Origin of the sequence: Arcobacter peruensis, from assembly GCF_003711085.1 — a bacterium.
In the GTDB taxonomy this organism is placed as follows: Bacteria; Campylobacterota; Campylobacteria; order Campylobacterales; family Arcobacteraceae; genus Poseidonibacter; species Poseidonibacter parvus.
On sequence record NZ_CP032363.1, the window covers coordinates 1083525 to 1100979 of the forward strand.

A 17455-nucleotide genomic window follows, 5' to 3' on the forward strand; every position below is an offset into this window, starting at 1 on the left:
AACCTTTACTTAGCACCAATATTTTTTATTATATTAAATTCTTCTGTATTTGTAAGAATAAACTTTTTTATTTTTAGTATTTTTTTAAGTTCTGTAGGCATTTTTAAAAATGCATCTTGTAATTTTTGAACTGTTTGCTTATCTACTCTTGGATGAAATGCAATTGGATGACTTGGATATTTTTTTGTTTTATATACTACAAAAATATTATTATTTCCAGTTTTATTAAAATCATTATAAGTTCGGTAAATTCCTCCACCAATATCTCCTATATTTCTTGATATACCTTTATATACAGAATCATGTGAATTAACATATAAAACATTTGCATCTTTATCAATATCAAATCCAAATTCTTCTTTGAACTCTAACTTTGGAAGTATTGTTGCAGCAAATGCGTTTGGAGCTGGAAATAAAAAAGTTTTACCTTTTAGATTATCTTTTGTTATTTCAAGGTTTTTATCTTTTGATAAAACAATACCTTGAATATTCTTTGAAGCCCTTACAAAAGCTTCATACTTTTGTTTTCTAAAATTAACTAAATGATAAGGATTCATATATGCAATATCATAATAACCAGCTTCTAATCTTTTTTCAAATTTAGGTATTGATTTTTCAGTTTTAAAGATAACTTTTATACCAGTTTCTTTATGCAGATATTCTGTTATTTTAGTCCACTTTTTTGATAACTTAAGTGGACTTTGTTGAGGCACAACCCCTAGTGTAATTTCAGTAGCAAATGAATATGTAATTGCTATTAATATAAGTATTATTGCTTTCATACTTTTTCCTTGTTATATTTATTATATAATAGCAGAAAAAGGTATTACAATAGTATCATAGCAATTATTTTTCTATATTTTTTAAAAATTCTACTGTCATACTAACACCTACTCCACTTTCTCCATGAGGAGATTATATCCCCAAGCACTTTCAACAAATGCATGTCCAGTTAAGAATTCATCTCCAATTAACTCACAAGTAAGTAATACCTAATGTCATTAAATATACTACTCTATAAATTTTCTCATCAGCCTTATCTAATAATCTATGTCTTTTCTATTTTAAAAATTTCTTCTAGGTCTTTAACACGTCTAATTAGTTTATTATTAAGATTTATATATTTTTCATTTTCTATTATAAGTGCTTTTTCTTTACTGCTATTTGAATCTTTCCAATTTTGAGAATTACTATTTTTTATCATTTCTTTTTGTGCTCTTTCAATAAACTTCTCAATTTCTTCTTTTTTCGATTTTAACATCAAGTCATATTTTTCATCTTTCAATATCAAATCTTTTTCATATTTATCAATTTGTGAATTTAAAGAAAGTATTTTATCTTCTAAATTAGATGAAGCATTAACCTTTACTATTAAATCCATTTTTTCAGAAGAAAGTTTTTCTAACTCTTTTTTATAATAAAACTCACGAGAATGTAACTCATTCATATTTTGTATAACTTTTTTATGAAAATCTCTTTTTTCAAGATTTTCTTTTGTAGTTAAAAAAGAGATAGTAATATAACTATCTTCTTCACTAACTAGTTTAAAAATTGTATTGTTTAAATAAAACTCTTCTTTTGTCTTACTTATAAACTTTGTATTCCCCTTCCAAAGTTTTCCTTCCTTTAAAGTTATGAAAGTATCATTAATACTGCTTTTAGCTACATGAGGGTGTATAATATCAGAGAAAGTCAAACCCTAGATATCTCTTTCTTCATATCCAGTAATCTCTAACATTAGATTATTCATATACAATATCTTGCCATCAGAGTCCATTTTATAAATATAAGCTACACTATTTACTGAATCTAAATAATTTGTAATTTCGTTTTTTCTTAACTCTTCTTTATATTTAAAATATTTTCTTTCACAAAGCATATCAATTTTTTCAATTAAAGATTGCAAGTTAATAGGTTTTGGAAGAAAAGAACTAACATTTAAATTAATTGCACTAATTAACATTTCTTGATCAAAAGTAGCAGAAACAATTAAAAATGGTAAATACATATCAGAACGTCTAATAAGTTCTAAAAGTTCTAAACCATTAATTTTTGGCATAGTTATATCTGATATTATAATATCGATATTTTTATTGTTTTTATAGATTTCAAAAGCATCTGCACCATTTGAAGCAGTATGTACTTTTTTAAAATATCTACTTATAGAATTATCAATTACTTCTAAATCTGATTCATTATCATCTACTATTAATATACTAATACTCTTCAAAAAATTCGATTCCATTATGTTAAATACCTATTATTATAGTTTTTGCCATTTTAACTTATTCCGCATAAAAATATGATAAGATTATTCTAGATAAGAAAAGGTAGGTAAACAATGCAAAATTTGAATATAATAATAATTGAAAATGATGAGATGATAAGGAGACAATTTATCGATATAATAGCTCCAAGAGTAAAGTCTTTATATCCATTTTCGGATGCAATTGAGGCATTAAATAATATAAATAATATAAAACCAGATATTATTATTTCAGAACTAAATATGCCTAATTTAAGTGGTGTTTATTTATATAATGAGTTATTAAAAAACAACTTAAATATTCCTATTATTTTTATATCTACCTTTGAGAAAAGTGATTATTTTATTGAAGCTATTAAACTTGATATTTATAAGTTTATAGCAAAACCCATAGATTTTAATATTATAATTAAAGAATTAGAAAAATTTCAAACTAAACTTTTAGAAAAAGAAGAAAGTTTAAAAATAGAAAGTGATATCTTTACTCAATTAAAAATGGCGGCAATGGGAGAAATGCTAACAAATATTGCACATCAATGGAGACAGCCTTTAAATACAATATCTATATGTTCATCTGGAATTAAATTAGAAAAAGAATTTGGTAATATAATTGATAAAAATGATAGTTTAGATAATATGATTTCTAGAATGAATGATGCAGTTAATTATATGAATACAACACTTAATGATTTTCAATCTTATTTAAAACCTAACAAATATGAATCTACTTTTTATATTAAAAAAACTTTAGAAAAAGTTGATAAATTAATTATTTCACAATTAAAAACTTTTGATATAAATATTATAAAAGATATTGAAGATACTCAAGTTTACAATTATGAAAATGAACTAATACAAGTTTTAATAAATATCAAAAAAAATGCAATAGATGAATTGTCAAAAGTAGAACATGTAAAAATAATAAAAATTGGTACTAAAAAAATTGATAATAAACTAATAATATCAATACATGATAATGCAGGTGGAATTCCAGAAAAATATATGAATAATATTTTTCAACTATACTTTACTACAAAAAAAGAAGAAGGAAATGGTATTGGATTACATATGTCAAAACAGATTGTACAAAAACACTTAAAAGGAACAATAACAGCAGTAAATGAAGAGTTAATATATGAAGATATTAAATATATGGGTGCTAAATTTAATATTGAAATAGAAATTCTATAAAATCTATTCACGCATTAAACTTAGCCTTAAATTATTTGGTTTATAATTCTTTTAAAAATCCAATAGTCATTCTAACCCCTGCACCACTTGCTCCATGAGGATTATATCCCCAAGCACTTTCAACAAATGCAGGTCCAGCAATATCAAAATGAACCCATTTTTCTTTATTTTTTTCTTCTATAAAGTTATCTAAAAATAGTCCAGCTGTAATTGCTCCACCATATCTTGTACTTGCAATATTTGATATATCTGCAATTTCTGATTTGATTGTTTTTCGTAAATATCTGTTGAAATCTAAAGTAGTAGCCAACTCCCCTGCTTTTAAAGAGCTTTTAACAACACTAGCTTTTAACTTCTCATTATTTCCCATAATTCCACTTGTATATTGTCCAACTCCAACTACACAAGCACCTGTTAATGTTGCATAATCAAAAATATAATCAATATCTTGAAGTTCATCTTGTGCATAACATAAACAATCAGCAAGAACTAGTCTTCCTTCTGCATCTGTGTTTCGTACTTCTATTGTCTTACCATTTTTTGCAACTAATACATCATCAGGTTTATAAGCATCTGCTCCTATCATATTTTCAACTGCTCCTATGATTGCATGTACTTCATAAGGTAATTCTAACTTAGCAATTGCCCAAATAGTAGCTAATACTGCACAACCTCCACCTTTATCAGATTTCATTGTTACCATATAATCAGCAGGTTTTAAAGATAATCCTCCTGAATCATAAGTAAGACCTTTTCCAACAAGTACAATCTTTTTCTTTGCATCTTTTGGTTTATATGATAAATGAATTAATTTTGATTCATGAACTGAAGCGCGTCCAACGCTAAGCATTGCATTCATATCATTTTTTGCTAGGTATTTTTCACCTTTTATTTTGCAATCAATCTTTGCATCTTTTGCAAGTTTTTTTGCTAAATTAGCCATTACTTCAGGATAAAAATCTCCTGGTGTTGTATTAACCATATCTCTTGCTTTATTAACAGCTTTTGAAATAATCTTTGATTCTTCTAAAATTGAGTTTAACTCAATATTATCTAAACTTGGAGAGTCTTCTTCAATACAAATAATTAGTTCTTGTTTCTTCTTTTTTTCTTTTTTAGATTTATAATCATCAAAAGTATATGAACCTAATAAAGTACCTTCAACAATTGCTTTTAAAACACTTGAATCAAAAGAGGTTAAATCTAATTTTGCAGTTTTATAAAGTGTTGTTTGAAACTTTTTAATTGCAGTTGATATTGCTATTGCTAGAGAATCATAAGTTTCATCTTCAAAGCCTACAAAAATTTTATTTGATTCATTTAAAAAAACTAGTTCTTCATCTTTTGCTTTAAAGCCTAAGTTTTTTAGTAATTCTTTTTCTTCTAAATTATCAATTTTATTTGTTAAAATAATTTGTAAATCTGATTGTACTTTTTCTATTTTTGAATTTGTTAAATTTATTTTCATTTAATATCTCTTTTATTTTTTTCTGTTTTTTTCGAAGCTTTATTAAAATAATAAATAATACTTCCACCAAATCCTAAGGCAATAGGTAATGCAAAATACCAGTGTTCTTTAGCCCAATGTAAAACTTTTAAAATTTCTTCACCAAAATACCAAACAGGCACAATAGTAATTGCAGCCCAACACCAAGCAGATATAAGATTTATAAAAGCAAATGTTTTAGCATCATATCTTGTAAGTCCTATTGATATTGGAATGATTGTTCTCATTCCATACATATATCTTTGCGCAAAAATAATTGGCCAACCATACTTTTGTAATAATAAATGAGCAAGTGCAAACTTACGTCTTTGACCTTTGAACTTACTATGTACATAAGATTTATTAAATCTTCCAATATAAAAATAAACCTGATCTCCAGCAAAGCCACCAAGTCCTGCTACAAAAATTGCTATATATAAGTTCATATCACCGGTATGTGACAAAAGACCAGCCATAATAAGACCGGCTTCACCTTCAAGCATTCCCCATGCAAAAAGAATTATATATCCATACTCTTTTAGTAAATAAACAAAACTATTTTCAAAACCTTCAACAGGAGCTTGATATAGATTGTATGCTAAAAAAGAAAAAAATATAATTACTATAAATGCTAGTATTTTTCCTGCATGTGGTTGTAATTTCTTGAAGATTTCTTTCATTTTTTACCTTTTAGTCAAAGTTTAATAAACTTTTAGCTTGAATCATATCTTTATCACCACGACCTGATAAATTTATAATTACAGTTTTACCTTTTAATTTATCTTTTGCTTTTTTTAAATAAGCAATTGCATGTGCAGTTTCAAAAGCTGGAATAATTCCCTCAGCCCTACTTAACCATACAAAAGCATCAAGAGCTTCTTTATCAGTTATTGAATCATACTGTACGCTTTTATTATCTTTATGAAATGAATGCTCAGGTCCAATTCCTGGATAATCAAGACCAGCTGAAATAGAGTGTGCTTCTAAAACTTGTCCATCTTCATCTTGTAAAAGGTAAGAACATTGTCCATGTAAAACACCTGGGCTTCCTTTTTCTAGTGAACATCCATGTTTATCTGTATCAAGTCCTAAACCACCTGCTTCAATTCCTACACATGTAACTTCTTTATCTTCTAAAAAGTGAGAGAACATACCAATAGCGTTTGAACCACCACCAATACAAGCTACAACATAATCTGGAAGTCTATTTTCTTTTTCTAGAATTTGCTTTCTAGCTTCATATCCAATAATAGATTGGAAATCTCTAACCATCATAGGATAAGGATGAGGACCAGCAACTGTTCCTATTATATAAAAAGTATCACGTGCATTTGTAACCCAGTATCTAATTGCATCATTCATAGCATCTTTTAGTGTTTTACTTCCACTTTCAACTGCAACAACTTTTGCACCTAAAAGTTTCATTCTAAATACATTTAATTCTTGTCTTTCAACATCTTTTGCACCCATAAAAACAGTACACTCTAAACCCATAAGTGCAGCAATAGTTGCACTTGCAACTCCATGTTGTCCTGCTCCTGTTTCTGCTATTACTTTTGTTTTTCCAAGTTTTTTAGCAAGTAAGCCTTGTGCAATAACATTATTTACTTTATGTGCACCAGTATGATTTAAATCTTCTCTTTTTAAATATACTTTTGCACCTATTTCTTCTGAAACATTTTTTGCTAAATAAAGTGGGTTTTCTCTTCCTACATAATCTCTTAATAAATCATTTACTTCAGCCCAGAACTCTTTATCAAATCTATATTTTTTATATTCTATTTCTAATTCTTTTAAAACTGGCATCAAAGTTTCAGGAACATATTGTCCTCCGAAAATTCCGAATTGTCCTTTTGAATCTGGATCAAAAGGGCTTGCTTTTGGTATATAATCACTCATAATATCTCTTTCTTATATTTCTAATACTGAATAAACAGGTGCAACTTTTTGTAATTTTTGCGCACCACCTAAAATTTTTATATCCATTAAAAAACACATTTCTACTAAATTTACATCTAATTTATTTATCAAATTAGCAGCTGCATAAGCTGTTCCACCACTTACAATAATATCATCGATTAAAAGTACTCTTGCATTTTTTTCGCCTCTAAAAGCATCTAAATGTATCTCTACTTCGTCAAAACCATATTCTAATTCATATTTTTCACATGCAGTTGTACTTGGAAGTTTTCCTTTTTTTCTTACAGGAACAAAACCAATACCTAATCTATCAGCAAGTGCCGCTCCAAAAATAAAACCTCTTGAATCAATACCTGCTATGTAATCTAAATTATAGTCTTTATATCTATCTTCAAAATGTTGCATTGTTAAAGCATAAGCATCTTTGTCATTTAATAATGTTGTAATATCTTTAAATATAATTCCCTCTTTTGGGAAGTTCTCAATACTTCTAATTGAGTTTAATAATCTATTTTTTTCATCTTGTGTTAATATCTTTTTACTCAAAACAATCCTTAATTTTTTTATAAATGTAGTGAAAAGTAAATTATTTTATCCAAATAATTATTATGACTTTATGATTTATTTCAAATATTTAATCTCATTTTAAATATAATTAATTAAATTATTTAAAAGAGAATATATGAAGTTATTAATATCAATCTTTATCTTACTATTTTTACAAAATATTTGTTTTGCAATAGATTTACAAAAAGCAAAAACTTATGATAAATCACAGAAAATAAAAAACTGGGTGATGAGTGAAAAACTAGATGGCATTAGAGCATATTGGAATGGTAAAAATCTAATAAGTAAAAATGGTAATATAATTTTTGCACCAAAATACTTTATAAAAGAGTTTCCAAATTTTGAACTTGATGGTGAACTGTGGACAAAAAGAAATGATTTTGAAAATATACAAAGTATAGTCTTAGATAAAATACCCTCAAAGCATTGGAAGCAAATAACATACAATATATTTGAAGTTCCAAATAGTAAAGGAGATTTTTTAACAAGATTAGAAAAAATAAAACATTGGCAAGAAAAAAATCACAACAATTATATAAAAATTATCAAGCAAATAAAATGTAAAAATAAAGAGCATTTAGATAGATATTTAAATGAATTAGTAAAAAAACAAGCAGAAGGAATAATACTAAAAAATCCAATACCAAAATACTTCACAGGAAGAAATCCAAATATATTAAAAGTAAAAAATTTTTTAGATTCAGAAGGCGAAGTAATTGCAATAAATTATAATGAAAGTACTTCAGAAAAAAGTAAATTTAAAAGCCTAAAGTTAAAACTAAAAAATGGAGTAGTATTTAATCTAGGTAATGGCTTTTCAAAGCAAGAAAGAATAAATCATCCAAAAATTGCAGATATAGTTACTTTTAAATATTATAATCTTACAAGATTTGGAAAACCTAAGTTTGCATCTTTTTTAAGAGTTAGAAAAGATGAATAACTTAGTATAAGTCATAAGTTGTAGTTTTTATTCCTGATTCATCTAATTTCTCACAAACATCACCAGCACCAGGAGTTACAGTAAGATTTAAAGAATTAGCTGTATCTTCTTTTGTCACTTCTAAAACTGCACAATCTGTATCACCTTCTTTATAAGTGATTTTTAAATCTTCAACAGTCCAATTAGTTGGATTTAAAGTCACTGCCTCAGAAATTTTAGTAATATTTCCTTCAACTAAATGATAACTTTGAATAGATGTAGTAGCTGTTCCAATATCTCTCTTAAGAGTTGAAACTAAAGCAGAATCACGTGTATCTAAATATTTTGGTATAGCAAAAGATGCAATAATACCAATAACAACAATAGCGAATATTAACTCTAAAAGAGAAAAACCTTTTTTCATAAATAATCCTTTATATTAAAATAATATTTAAGATTATCTATAAATAATAAAATAATTAATTAAAATATTAAATTAATTATTTTATTTAAGCTTACAAGATATCAGGCATATCCATATTAGTTTCTCTCTCTACATCTGCAACATTTTCAAATACAACTTCAATTGGTGCAGTCGAACTCATATCATTCTCTTTATCTACAAATCGTGTAAGTGCTTTTTGGAAATCAAGTTTAACAGTTCCAATTGGTCCATTTCTTTGTTTTCCAATAATTACTTCTGCTTCTTCAACAGGCTTATTTACAAAAGATGATCGATACTCTTCACCTTTATCTTTTGCTTCTTTTTCTTTTCGCGCTTCATCTCTTTCTTTGTATACATCATCTCTATATACAAACATAATAATATCCGCATCTTGCTCAATAGCTCCCGATTCTCTTAAATCTGAAAGCATTGGTCTTTTATCTGGTCTATTTTCAAGTCCCCTGTTTAACTGTGACAAGGCTATAATTGGGATTTTCATCTCCCTTGCAAGCATTTTTAAACCTCTTGATATATCTGATACCTCTTGGTGTCTATCCTTATTTCCAGTTCCTTGCATTAATTGAAGGTAATCAATAATTACTAATGAAATATTATTATCTTCATTTTGAGCTAATTTTCGAACCCGTGCTCGAAGTTGATTAATATTAATACTTCCGCCATCATCAACAAATAGCTTTTTTGTATTCATATCATCAAATGCGCCACTTAATTGACTCCATTCATTATCACTCATATCACCTTTTCTAAGATTTTGTAAAGGTATTGAAGTTTTTGCTGCAAGCATTCTTAACATTAGTTGTTCAGCTGGCATTTCAAGTGAGAAAAAAATCACACCTTTATTTGCTTCAACATTTTTTAAAGCCATATTTAAAACAAGTGCTGTTTTACCCATTGCAGGACGTGCAGCAATAATAATTAAATCCCCTTCATTAAATCCAGTTGTTTTTCTATCTAGTGCATCAAAACCTGTTGTTTCACCAATTAAGTGTTTATTTCCAAGTTTTTTCATTCTTTCAATATATGAAAGAGTATCACCTGTAATTTCTTGCATATCTTTAAGTTCAGAAGTAGCAGAATCTGTAGATATTTTATATAATTCACCTTGAACAGTATCAAGAGCTTCGTTTCCACTAACTTCTTCTTCAAGTGCTACTTTTTTAATAGTAGTAGCTAATGTAGCAAGTTCTCTTTTTACAGAACCATCTTTTATTTCTCTTACATAAGCTATTGTATTTGTAATAGGATTTGCTGAAAGAATTTCAATTAATATAGAATCATCTACGTCTTTTGAACTAATTCTTTTTCTAATAAACTCTTCATCAATTGGCATATCATCATCATGAAGTTGAATCATCACTTGATATATTTTTTGATGTGCAGGAAGATAGAAATCTTTGGGTTTCAATGAAGCTAAAACATCTTCTAACTCTTCAGGATTAAATAATATTGAACTAAGTACTGCTCTTTCAATATTTATACTATAAACGCTATCCATTATGTTCTTTTTTCTGCTTCAAATTCTACTTCTTCTAAAAATTTATTAATTAATTCATCGCCAGACAACTTAGCAATAATTTCACCTTTTTTCATAACCAAACCAGAACCTTTTCCAAAGGCAATTGCAACATCCGCACTTTTAGCTTCTCCAATTGCATTTACAACACATCCCATAACAGATACATCTAAAGGAGCTTTTATATGTTTTGTTCTTCTTTCAACTTCGGCAACTGCTTTTACTAAATCAGCTTCAATTCGTCCACAAGTTGGACAAGAAATAATATTTAATCCCTCTTTTGCAATTCCAACATCTTTTAAAATTGCTTTTCCTACTTCAATCTCTTTTTCTAATTCACCCGTCATTGAAACTCTTAAAGTATCTCCAATTCCATCAAGTAATAATGAACCTAAAGCAATTGATGATTTAATTGTAGAGTGAAACTGCGTTCCAGCTTCAGTAACTCCAAGGTGAAAAGCATAGTTATTCATAGGTCTTAAAGTTCTATAAGCTTGCACTGTTCTTTGAACATCTGATGCTTTTAGTGATACTTTTAAATCAGTAAAATCTAAATCTTCTAGATACTTAATATTATAATCAGCACTTGCAACCATACCTTCAGGAGTTTGACCATATTTATCTTCAAATTGCTTTTCTAGTGAGCCTGAGTTTACTCCAATTCTTATTGGAAGTTTTCTTTCTTTACAAGCCTTTACTACTTCAGCAACCCTCTTTCTATCGCCAATATTTCCTGGATTAATTCTAATACAATCTACAGATTCTGCTGCTATTAATGCTAATTTATAGTGAAAATGAATATCTGCAACTATTGGTAAATCTACTTGCTTTTTTATCTCTTTTAAAGCAAGTGCTGCTTCTTTATTTGGTACAGCAAGTCTTACAATATCTGCACCTGCAAAGTGCAAAGCTCTTATTTGTTCTACAGTTGCTTCAATATCAGAAGTTTTAGTAAAACACATCGACTGAACAGGAATTGGGGCATCGCCACCAACTGGTACGTTTCCTACGAATATTTGTTTTGTTGGGTATCTTTTTATCATAATTGGATTTTATCTAAAAAAGTTTAAATTAAAGTCAAAAGTTTTTTTAAACTTTAATTTTAAAACTTTTAGATACAATAGCGCATATTATGTAAAGGAAATCTATGCAAGAGTTTACAATTTTTGATATGGTAATACTAGGTATTACGTTAGTTTTAGGACTTAAGGGACTATTTAGAGGTCTAATTAAAGAAGTATTTGGAATCATTGGAATTATTGGTGCAATTTTTGTAGCATCAAGAGTATCAGCTGATATTGGTAATTTAATTGCTCCTGTTTTAGCATTAGAAAATCAAACTACTATTAAACTAATTGGTTTTATTGTTGCCTTAGTTGGTTTTTGGATTATTGTTTATGCTTTAGGTGTAATTGTTAGTAAAATATTTTCTGCAAGTGGCCTAGGATTATTTGATAGAATCTTTGGATTCGTATTTGGAGCTGCGAAAGTATTTTTAATTTTTTCAGTTATTGCTTACGCTTTATATCAAGTTCAATCTTTCAAAAATGCTATTGATAATAAGACAGCAGGTTCTGTTGTAATGCCACATTTAATAAGTGTTGGTTCATATATCATAAAACTTGACACTTCTTCAATTACTTCAAGTATTGAAAAAACTGTTGATACAGTTGTTGATACTGCAAAAGATGCTACAAAAACTGAGGAAACACCAGCAAAAGAATTAAAAGAAGATATTGAAAAAAGTTTAGAAGAGACAAAAAAAGATATCAAAGAAGGTGTTGAAAGCACAATTAATGATGTTAAGAAATCTGTAGAAGAAGAAGTAGTAAAAAAAGTTGAAGAAACAATTTCAAATACTACAACTGTAACAGAAGAACAAATTAATACTGTAAAAGAAAAATTACAAAGCATAGTAAATAAAACAGAAGAAAACAAATAAAGGAATATTAGATTGTTCGAAAATAAATATATACAACAAAGAATAGAAAAAGCTGAAAAATTAAGAGAAGCAGGTATTAATCCTTATTCAAATGAAAGTACAAGAAACACTACAATTGGAAAATTTATTAATGTAAATAGCGATATATTTCAAAAAGAAGATAAAAGAGATGAACATAGAAACTATACAGTTGCAGGAAGAATTAAATTCTTCAGACTTATGGGGAAAGCCTCTTTTTTAAAAATAGAAGATGAATCTGGATTATTACAAATTTATGTAAGTAGAGATTTTTTACCCGAAGGTTTTTATAATAATATTTTCAAAAAAACTGTTGAAGTTGGTGATATTATCGAAGTTTCTGGGTATCCATTTGTTACAGGTAAAGGTGAATTATCTTTACATGTAGATGGTTTAAAAATTCTAACTAAATCAATTTCTCCACTTCCTGAAAAATACCATGGTATTCAAGACAAAGAGTTAAGATATAGACAAAGATACTTAGACCTTATTATGAACTCTGAAGTGCGAAAAACTTTTCATATTAGATCTAGAGTTATCTCATTAACAAGAAGATTTTTTGAAAATAAAGGTTTCTTAGAAGTTGAAACTCCAATGATGCATCCAATTGCAGGAGGAGCAAATGCTAAGCCATTTACAACTCATCATAATGCACTTGGTGTAGATAGATTCCTAAGAATTGCACCTGAGTTATATTTAAAAAGATGTATTGTAGGTGGTTTTGAAGCTGTATTTGAAATCAATAGATGTTTTAGAAATGAAGGAATGGATGCAACACACAATCCTGAGTTTACATCAATCGAATTTTATTGGGCATATAAAACGTATAAAGATTTAATTGAACTTACAAAAGAATACTTTGAATTTTTATTTGAACATTTAGAATTGCCTTCTGTTTTACCTTATGGTGAACTTGAAATAGATTTTAAAAACTTTACTGAAATTCCATTAATTGAATCTTTAACTACTATTGGTGGAGTTCCCGCTGATATTACAGAAGATAAAGATAAAATTATTGCACACTTAAAAGCTGCAAATGTTGATGTAAATGAAAAAATGAATCTAGGACAACTTCAAGGTGAATTATTTGATGAATATGTTGAAGATAAATTAATCAACCCTACTTTTATTACAGAATACCCAGTTGAAATTTCTCCACTTGCACGAAGAAATGATGAGAAACCTCATTTAACTGATAGATTTGAATTATTCATTGGTGGAAAAGAAATAGCAAATGCATTCTCAGAACTTAATGATCCTCTTGATCAACTTCAAAGATTTGAAGGTCAAATGGAAGCAAAAGAATCTGGTGGAGATGATGAAGCTCATGAAATGGATGAAGACTTTGTAAATGCCCTATCATATGGTATGGCTCCAACAGCAGGTCAAGGAATTGGTATTGATAGATTAGTAATGATGCTTACAAATGAGCATTCAATTAGAGATGTGTTACTTTTCCCTGCAATGAAACCAATTAAAAATGAAATAAACCTTCACGATGATAGTGAAGAAGATAAATAAGGAATATAAAATGAACTATATATCAAACGCAAACCTAAAAGAAGCAGATTCAGAAGTATTTGAAATATGTGAAAATGAATTAGAAAGACAAACAGACCATTTAGAGATGATTGCAAGTGAAAACTTTACATCTCCAGCAGTAATGCAAGCAATGGGTTCAGTATTTACTAATAAATATGCAGAAGGTTACCCTTATAAAAGATATTATGGTGGTTGTGAGCAAGCTGATAAAGTTGAGCAACTTGCAATAAATAGAGCTTGTGAAATCTTTGGATGTAATTATGCAAATGTACAACCTCATTCAGGTTCTCAAGCTAATGGTGCAGTATATGCAGCACTATTAAAAGCTGGTGATAAAATTCTTGGTATGGATTTATCTCATGGTGGACATTTAACTCATGGTTCAAAACCATCATTTTCAGGTAAGAACTATACTCCTTTTTATTATGGTGTAGAATTAGATGGAAGAATTAATTATGAAAGAGTAATGGATATTGCTAAAATTGTTCAACCGAAAATTATTGTTTGTGGTGCTTCTGCATATGCTAGAGAAATTGATTTTGCTAAATTTAGAGAAATTGCTGATGCAGTTGGAGCTATTTTATTTGCTGATATTGCACATATTGCGGGATTAGTTGCAGCGGGTGAGCATATGAGTCCATTCCCTTATGCAGATGTAGTAACAACTACAACACATAAAACACTTCGAGGACCTAGAGGTGGAATGATAATGTGTAATGATGAAGATATAGCAAAGAAATTAAACTCTGCTATTTTCCCAGGATTACAAGGTGGACCATTAGTACATGTAATTGCTGGAAAAGCAGTAGCATTTAAAGAAATTCTAAGTCCTGCTTGGAAAGATTACGCAAAACAAGTAAAAGCAAATGCAAAAGTTCTTGGTGAAGTACTAGTTTCAAGAGGATATGATATTGTATCTGGTGGAACAGATAATCACTTAGTATTAGTATCATTTCTTAATAAAGAATTCTCAGGAAAAGATGCAGATGCTGCATTAGGAAATGCTGGAATTACTGTAAATAAAAATACAGTACCAGGTGAAACAAGATCTCCATTTGTAACATCAGGGATTAGAGTAGGATCTCCTGCATTAACAGCACGTGGAATGAAAGAAAAAGAGTTTGAAATCATTGCAAATAAAATGTGTGATGTATTAGATGATATTGAAAACACTAAATTACAAGAAACAATTGCAAATGAGTTAAAAGAACTTGCATCTAATTTTGTGATTTACAATCAATCTACTTACTAGTGAGTATTTATAATATTAATTTTATTTAATAAGGATCAGTTATGGAAATAAAAGGCGAAGAGTTTATAAAAAAAGTTCAACTTCAACAAGAAAGAGATGAACTAGAGCAAAAACTAAGTGAATTAGAAGAAGTACAAACTTCAATAGGTCAAAATAATACTATTCAAAATGAAAGTATTAAAGAACCTATAGATAATGAACTAGGTAATATAATGCTTGATAATCCAAGTTCTAATGAAGAGACTAATAAGAAAAAGTACCTAATATTAGGTCTTATTCTTGTAATTTTATTTTTACTTACTATTATAGTGATACGCCTTTTAACTGATACTTCAAAAGAAGATACTTTTACTTCAAATAAAACTGATCCAATTGAAACAAAAACTACTACTGAAGATTCTAACATAGAAGAAAACTTTCAAAAGATAATGAATGAAAGAATTAAAAAAGATAATGTAGAAAAAGAAGTAAGTTCAGAAGAAAAAATTAATGCAATAAATAAAGAAGAAATACCTGAAGAAGTTAAAACAAAAACTTCAGATGAAATTCTAGATGAAACAATCAAAAAGATTGAAGCACAAATTGCTCCAGAGAAGAAAGTTATTGCAAAAAAACCAGTGGTTAAAAAAGTAATTAAGCAAAAACCAGTGGTTAAAAAAGAAACTAAAAAATCTGTAAAAGAATTAGTAAATAATATTTCAAGTAGTGCACCAAAAGGTTACTTTGTACAAATAGGAGCATTTTCTAAAAAACCTTCAAATTCATATATTAGTAAAATTAAAAATGCTAATTTAAAATATAAAGTTCATCAAGTTGAAGTAAAAGGTAAGATTTATAATAAAGTTCTAATTGGTCCATATTCATCAAGAGCAAGTGCAAATGATAATATTGAAAATATTAAAAGTAAGCTAAACTTATCAAGTGCTTACATACTTAAATTTTAAGAAGTTAGGGATATATGAATTTTTATAGTAAAGAACTTTTTTTAGACCAATTTACTCCAGTTTCAATTTATGAAAAAATTAAAGAATCTTATAAAGAAGAAATTACATTTCTTTTCGAAAGTACAATAAATTCTAGTGATGGGAATTACTCTTTTATAGTAATAGGCGCAAGAGAGCGAGTTTGGTATGAAAATGGTGTTTGTTATCACAAAAATGAAGAAGGGAAAATTTTTGAAGTTACTTCAAACCCATTAAAGTTTTTGCAAGAATACTATAAGAAATTTGATAAAAAATTTTACAAACAAAAAGCACAAGAATTAGGTATTGGATTAGTTGATGGCTTTATTGGAAATATTGGTTACGATATTGGCAAAGAGTTTGAACCTAAACTAAAAGATTCAATGAATAATTTAGTAGATCAATTAAATATTCCTGATTTAGATTTAATAAGACCAAATATCATTTTAGGTTTTTCACATAAAACTTCTAAACTTGTTATGTTAACTTCTGTTGAATCTAAAAAAGATGAATTAGATAAAATTGAAAAAAACTTATATACTCCATATAATTATCAAGCTCCCAAAAAAGCTGTTTTATTAGATGAAGGTAAATTCAATTTCTCAAAAGAAAAATTCTTTGAAATGGTTGCAAAATCTAAAGAGATGATCAAATCAGGTGATGTTTTCCAAATTTTAATGTCAAATAGATTTATACAAAAAGCAAAAGTAGATCACTTTAGTTTTTATAGAGCTTTAAGAAGTAAAAATCCAAGTCCATATCTTTTCTTTTTAGAATATGAAGACTTTTCTATTGCAGGTTCTTCACCTGAAGTTATGATAAAACTTCAAGATGGACACTTACTTCTTCGTCCAATTGCTGGTACAAGAAAAAGAGGTTCTACAATTGATAAAGATTTAGAAATGGAAAAAGAGCTAATTTCTGATACTAAAGAGCGAGCTGAGCACTTAATGCTTGTCGATTTAGGAAGAAATGATGTTGGACGTGTTGCAAAACCAGGAACTGTAAAAGTGACTGATTTGATGAGAATTGAAAGATACTCACATGTAATGCATATTGTTTCAGATGTTGAAGCAATGATAGATGAAAAGTATGACATGTTTGATTTATTTGCAGCAACATTTACAGCAGGAACAATGACAGGAGCTCCAAAAATTAGAGCTATGGAATTAATAGCACAATTTGAAGGTATAAAAAGAAATTTCTATTCAGGAAGTATTGCATATTTTGGTTTCGATGGAAACATGGACTCAGCAATTACTATTAGAACAACAATGCTTACAGAAGATACTGTAATTTTTCAAGCAGGAGCAGGAGTAGTTGCTGATTCTAAACCTGAAGATGAGTATTTAGAAGTACATAACAAGCTTGCAGCAAATATTGCTACATTAAAAGATTTAGCTTAATATAA

17 protein-coding genes are annotated in these 17455 nt (G+C 28.0%); 7 read left to right on the forward strand and 10 right to left on the reverse strand.

All coding sequences use genetic code 11. The annotated features are described in order from the left end of the window. Positions 1–5: 5 nt before the first annotated feature. From D3Z07_RS05605 to D3Z07_RS05615, 3 genes are all read right to left on the reverse strand, one after another. Positions 6–782 carry a phosphate/phosphite/phosphonate ABC transporter substrate-binding protein gene (locus D3Z07_RS05605; RefSeq protein ID WP_122893276.1) on the reverse strand — a complete coding sequence of 259 codons (777 nt, stop codon included), beginning with the start codon at positions 780–782 and terminating at the stop codon, positions 6–8. Between the two features lie 266 nt (positions 783–1048). Further along, positions 1049–1696 carry a hypothetical protein gene (locus D3Z07_RS05610; RefSeq protein WP_122893277.1) on the reverse strand — a complete coding sequence of 216 codons (648 nt, stop codon included), beginning with the start codon at positions 1694–1696 and terminating at the stop codon, positions 1049–1051. A gap of 3 nt (positions 1697–1699) precedes the next feature. Further along, on the reverse strand, positions 1700–2230 hold the full coding sequence (locus tag D3Z07_RS05615; protein WP_164707204.1) for a response regulator: 531 nt from the start codon (positions 2228–2230) through the stop codon (positions 1700–1702). Between the two features lie 111 nt (positions 2231–2341). On the opposite strand from D3Z07_RS05615, the gene D3Z07_RS05620 reads away from it, so the two are divergent. Then, the gene (locus D3Z07_RS05620) at positions 2342–3457 is read left to right on the forward strand and encodes a hybrid sensor histidine kinase/response regulator (RefSeq protein ID WP_122893279.1); all 1116 of its coding nucleotides are present in this window, start codon (positions 2342–2344) and stop codon (positions 3455–3457) included. A 40-nt stretch (positions 3458–3497) separates the two neighbouring features. Here the strand turns inward: D3Z07_RS05620 and D3Z07_RS05625 are convergent, their stop codons facing one another. The 4 genes from D3Z07_RS05625 to D3Z07_RS05640 are packed head-to-tail and all read right to left on the reverse strand — an operon-like array spanning position 3498 to position 7409. Further along, positions 3498–4925: a leucyl aminopeptidase gene (locus D3Z07_RS05625; RefSeq protein ID WP_122893280.1), complete on the reverse strand. Its 1428-nt coding sequence runs from the start codon at positions 4923–4925 to the stop codon at positions 3498–3500. After that, the gene (locus D3Z07_RS05630; RefSeq protein ID WP_122893281.1) at positions 4922–5623 is read right to left on the reverse strand and encodes a DedA family protein; all 702 of its coding nucleotides are present in this window, start codon (positions 5621–5623) and stop codon (positions 4922–4924) included. Before D3Z07_RS05630 ends, D3Z07_RS05625 begins: the two co-directional genes overlap by 4 nt. Before the next feature lie 10 nt (positions 5624–5633). Continuing rightward, positions 5634–6842 carry a tryptophan synthase subunit beta gene (trpB, locus tag D3Z07_RS05635; RefSeq protein WP_076084848.1) on the reverse strand — a complete coding sequence of 403 codons (1209 nt, stop codon included), beginning with the start codon at positions 6840–6842 and terminating at the stop codon, positions 5634–5636. Between the two features lie 12 nt (positions 6843–6854). After that, positions 6855–7409, reverse strand: coding sequence for an adenine phosphoribosyltransferase (locus D3Z07_RS05640; RefSeq protein ID WP_322898842.1), 555 nt, complete (start codon positions 7407–7409; stop codon positions 6855–6857). A 136-nt stretch (positions 7410–7545) separates the two neighbouring features. Here D3Z07_RS05640 and D3Z07_RS05645 point away from each other — a divergent pair, with 136 nt between their 5' ends. Further along, positions 7546–8370 (forward strand): DNA ligase, encoded by an 825-nt coding sequence (locus D3Z07_RS05645; RefSeq protein WP_122893283.1) that lies wholly within the window; start codon positions 7546–7548, stop codon positions 8368–8370. Position 8371: 1 nt separating this feature from the next. Here D3Z07_RS05645 and D3Z07_RS05650 read toward each other — a convergent pair whose 3' ends face one another. The 3 genes from D3Z07_RS05650 to ispG form a co-directional block, all read right to left on the reverse strand. Then, positions 8372–8773 (reverse strand): type II secretion system protein, encoded by a 402-nt coding sequence (locus tag D3Z07_RS05650; RefSeq protein ID WP_122893284.1) that lies wholly within the window; start codon positions 8771–8773, stop codon positions 8372–8374. A gap of 91 nt (positions 8774–8864) precedes the next feature. After that, positions 8865–10310 carry a replicative DNA helicase gene (locus D3Z07_RS05655; RefSeq protein WP_076084836.1) on the reverse strand — a complete coding sequence of 482 codons (1446 nt, stop codon included), beginning with the start codon at positions 10308–10310 and terminating at the stop codon, positions 8865–8867. Continuing rightward, positions 10310–11371, reverse strand: coding sequence for a flavodoxin-dependent (E)-4-hydroxy-3-methylbut-2-enyl-diphosphate synthase (gene ispG, locus D3Z07_RS05660; RefSeq protein ID WP_076084833.1), 1062 nt, complete (start codon positions 11369–11371; stop codon positions 10310–10312). Before ispG ends, D3Z07_RS05655 begins: the two co-directional genes overlap by 1 nt. A gap of 104 nt (positions 11372–11475) precedes the next feature. On the opposite strand from ispG, the gene D3Z07_RS05665 reads away from it, so the two are divergent. Genes D3Z07_RS05665 through D3Z07_RS05685 form a run of 5 tightly spaced genes read left to right on the forward strand, consistent with a single transcriptional unit; the run spans position 11476 to position 17450 of the window. Beyond that, positions 11476–12270, forward strand: a complete 795-nt coding sequence (locus D3Z07_RS05665) for a CvpA family protein (protein ID WP_122893285.1) — start codon at positions 11476–11478, stop codon at positions 12268–12270. A gap of 12 nt (positions 12271–12282) precedes the next feature. Further along, positions 12283–13809 carry a lysine--tRNA ligase gene (gene lysS, locus D3Z07_RS05670; RefSeq protein WP_076084827.1) on the forward strand — a complete coding sequence of 509 codons (1527 nt, stop codon included), beginning with the start codon at positions 12283–12285 and terminating at the stop codon, positions 13807–13809. A 10-nt stretch (positions 13810–13819) separates the two neighbouring features. After that, positions 13820–15082, forward strand: a complete 1263-nt coding sequence (locus D3Z07_RS05675) for a serine hydroxymethyltransferase (protein WP_122893286.1) — start codon at positions 13820–13822, stop codon at positions 15080–15082. Between the two features lie 41 nt (positions 15083–15123). Next, positions 15124–16026 carry an SPOR domain-containing protein gene (locus D3Z07_RS05680; protein WP_122893287.1) on the forward strand — a complete coding sequence of 301 codons (903 nt, stop codon included), beginning with the start codon at positions 15124–15126 and terminating at the stop codon, positions 16024–16026. A gap of 14 nt (positions 16027–16040) precedes the next feature. After that, positions 16041–17450 carry an anthranilate synthase component I family protein gene (locus D3Z07_RS05685; RefSeq protein ID WP_122893288.1) on the forward strand — a complete coding sequence of 470 codons (1410 nt, stop codon included), beginning with the start codon at positions 16041–16043 and terminating at the stop codon, positions 17448–17450. Positions 17451–17455 lie beyond the last annotated feature (5 nt).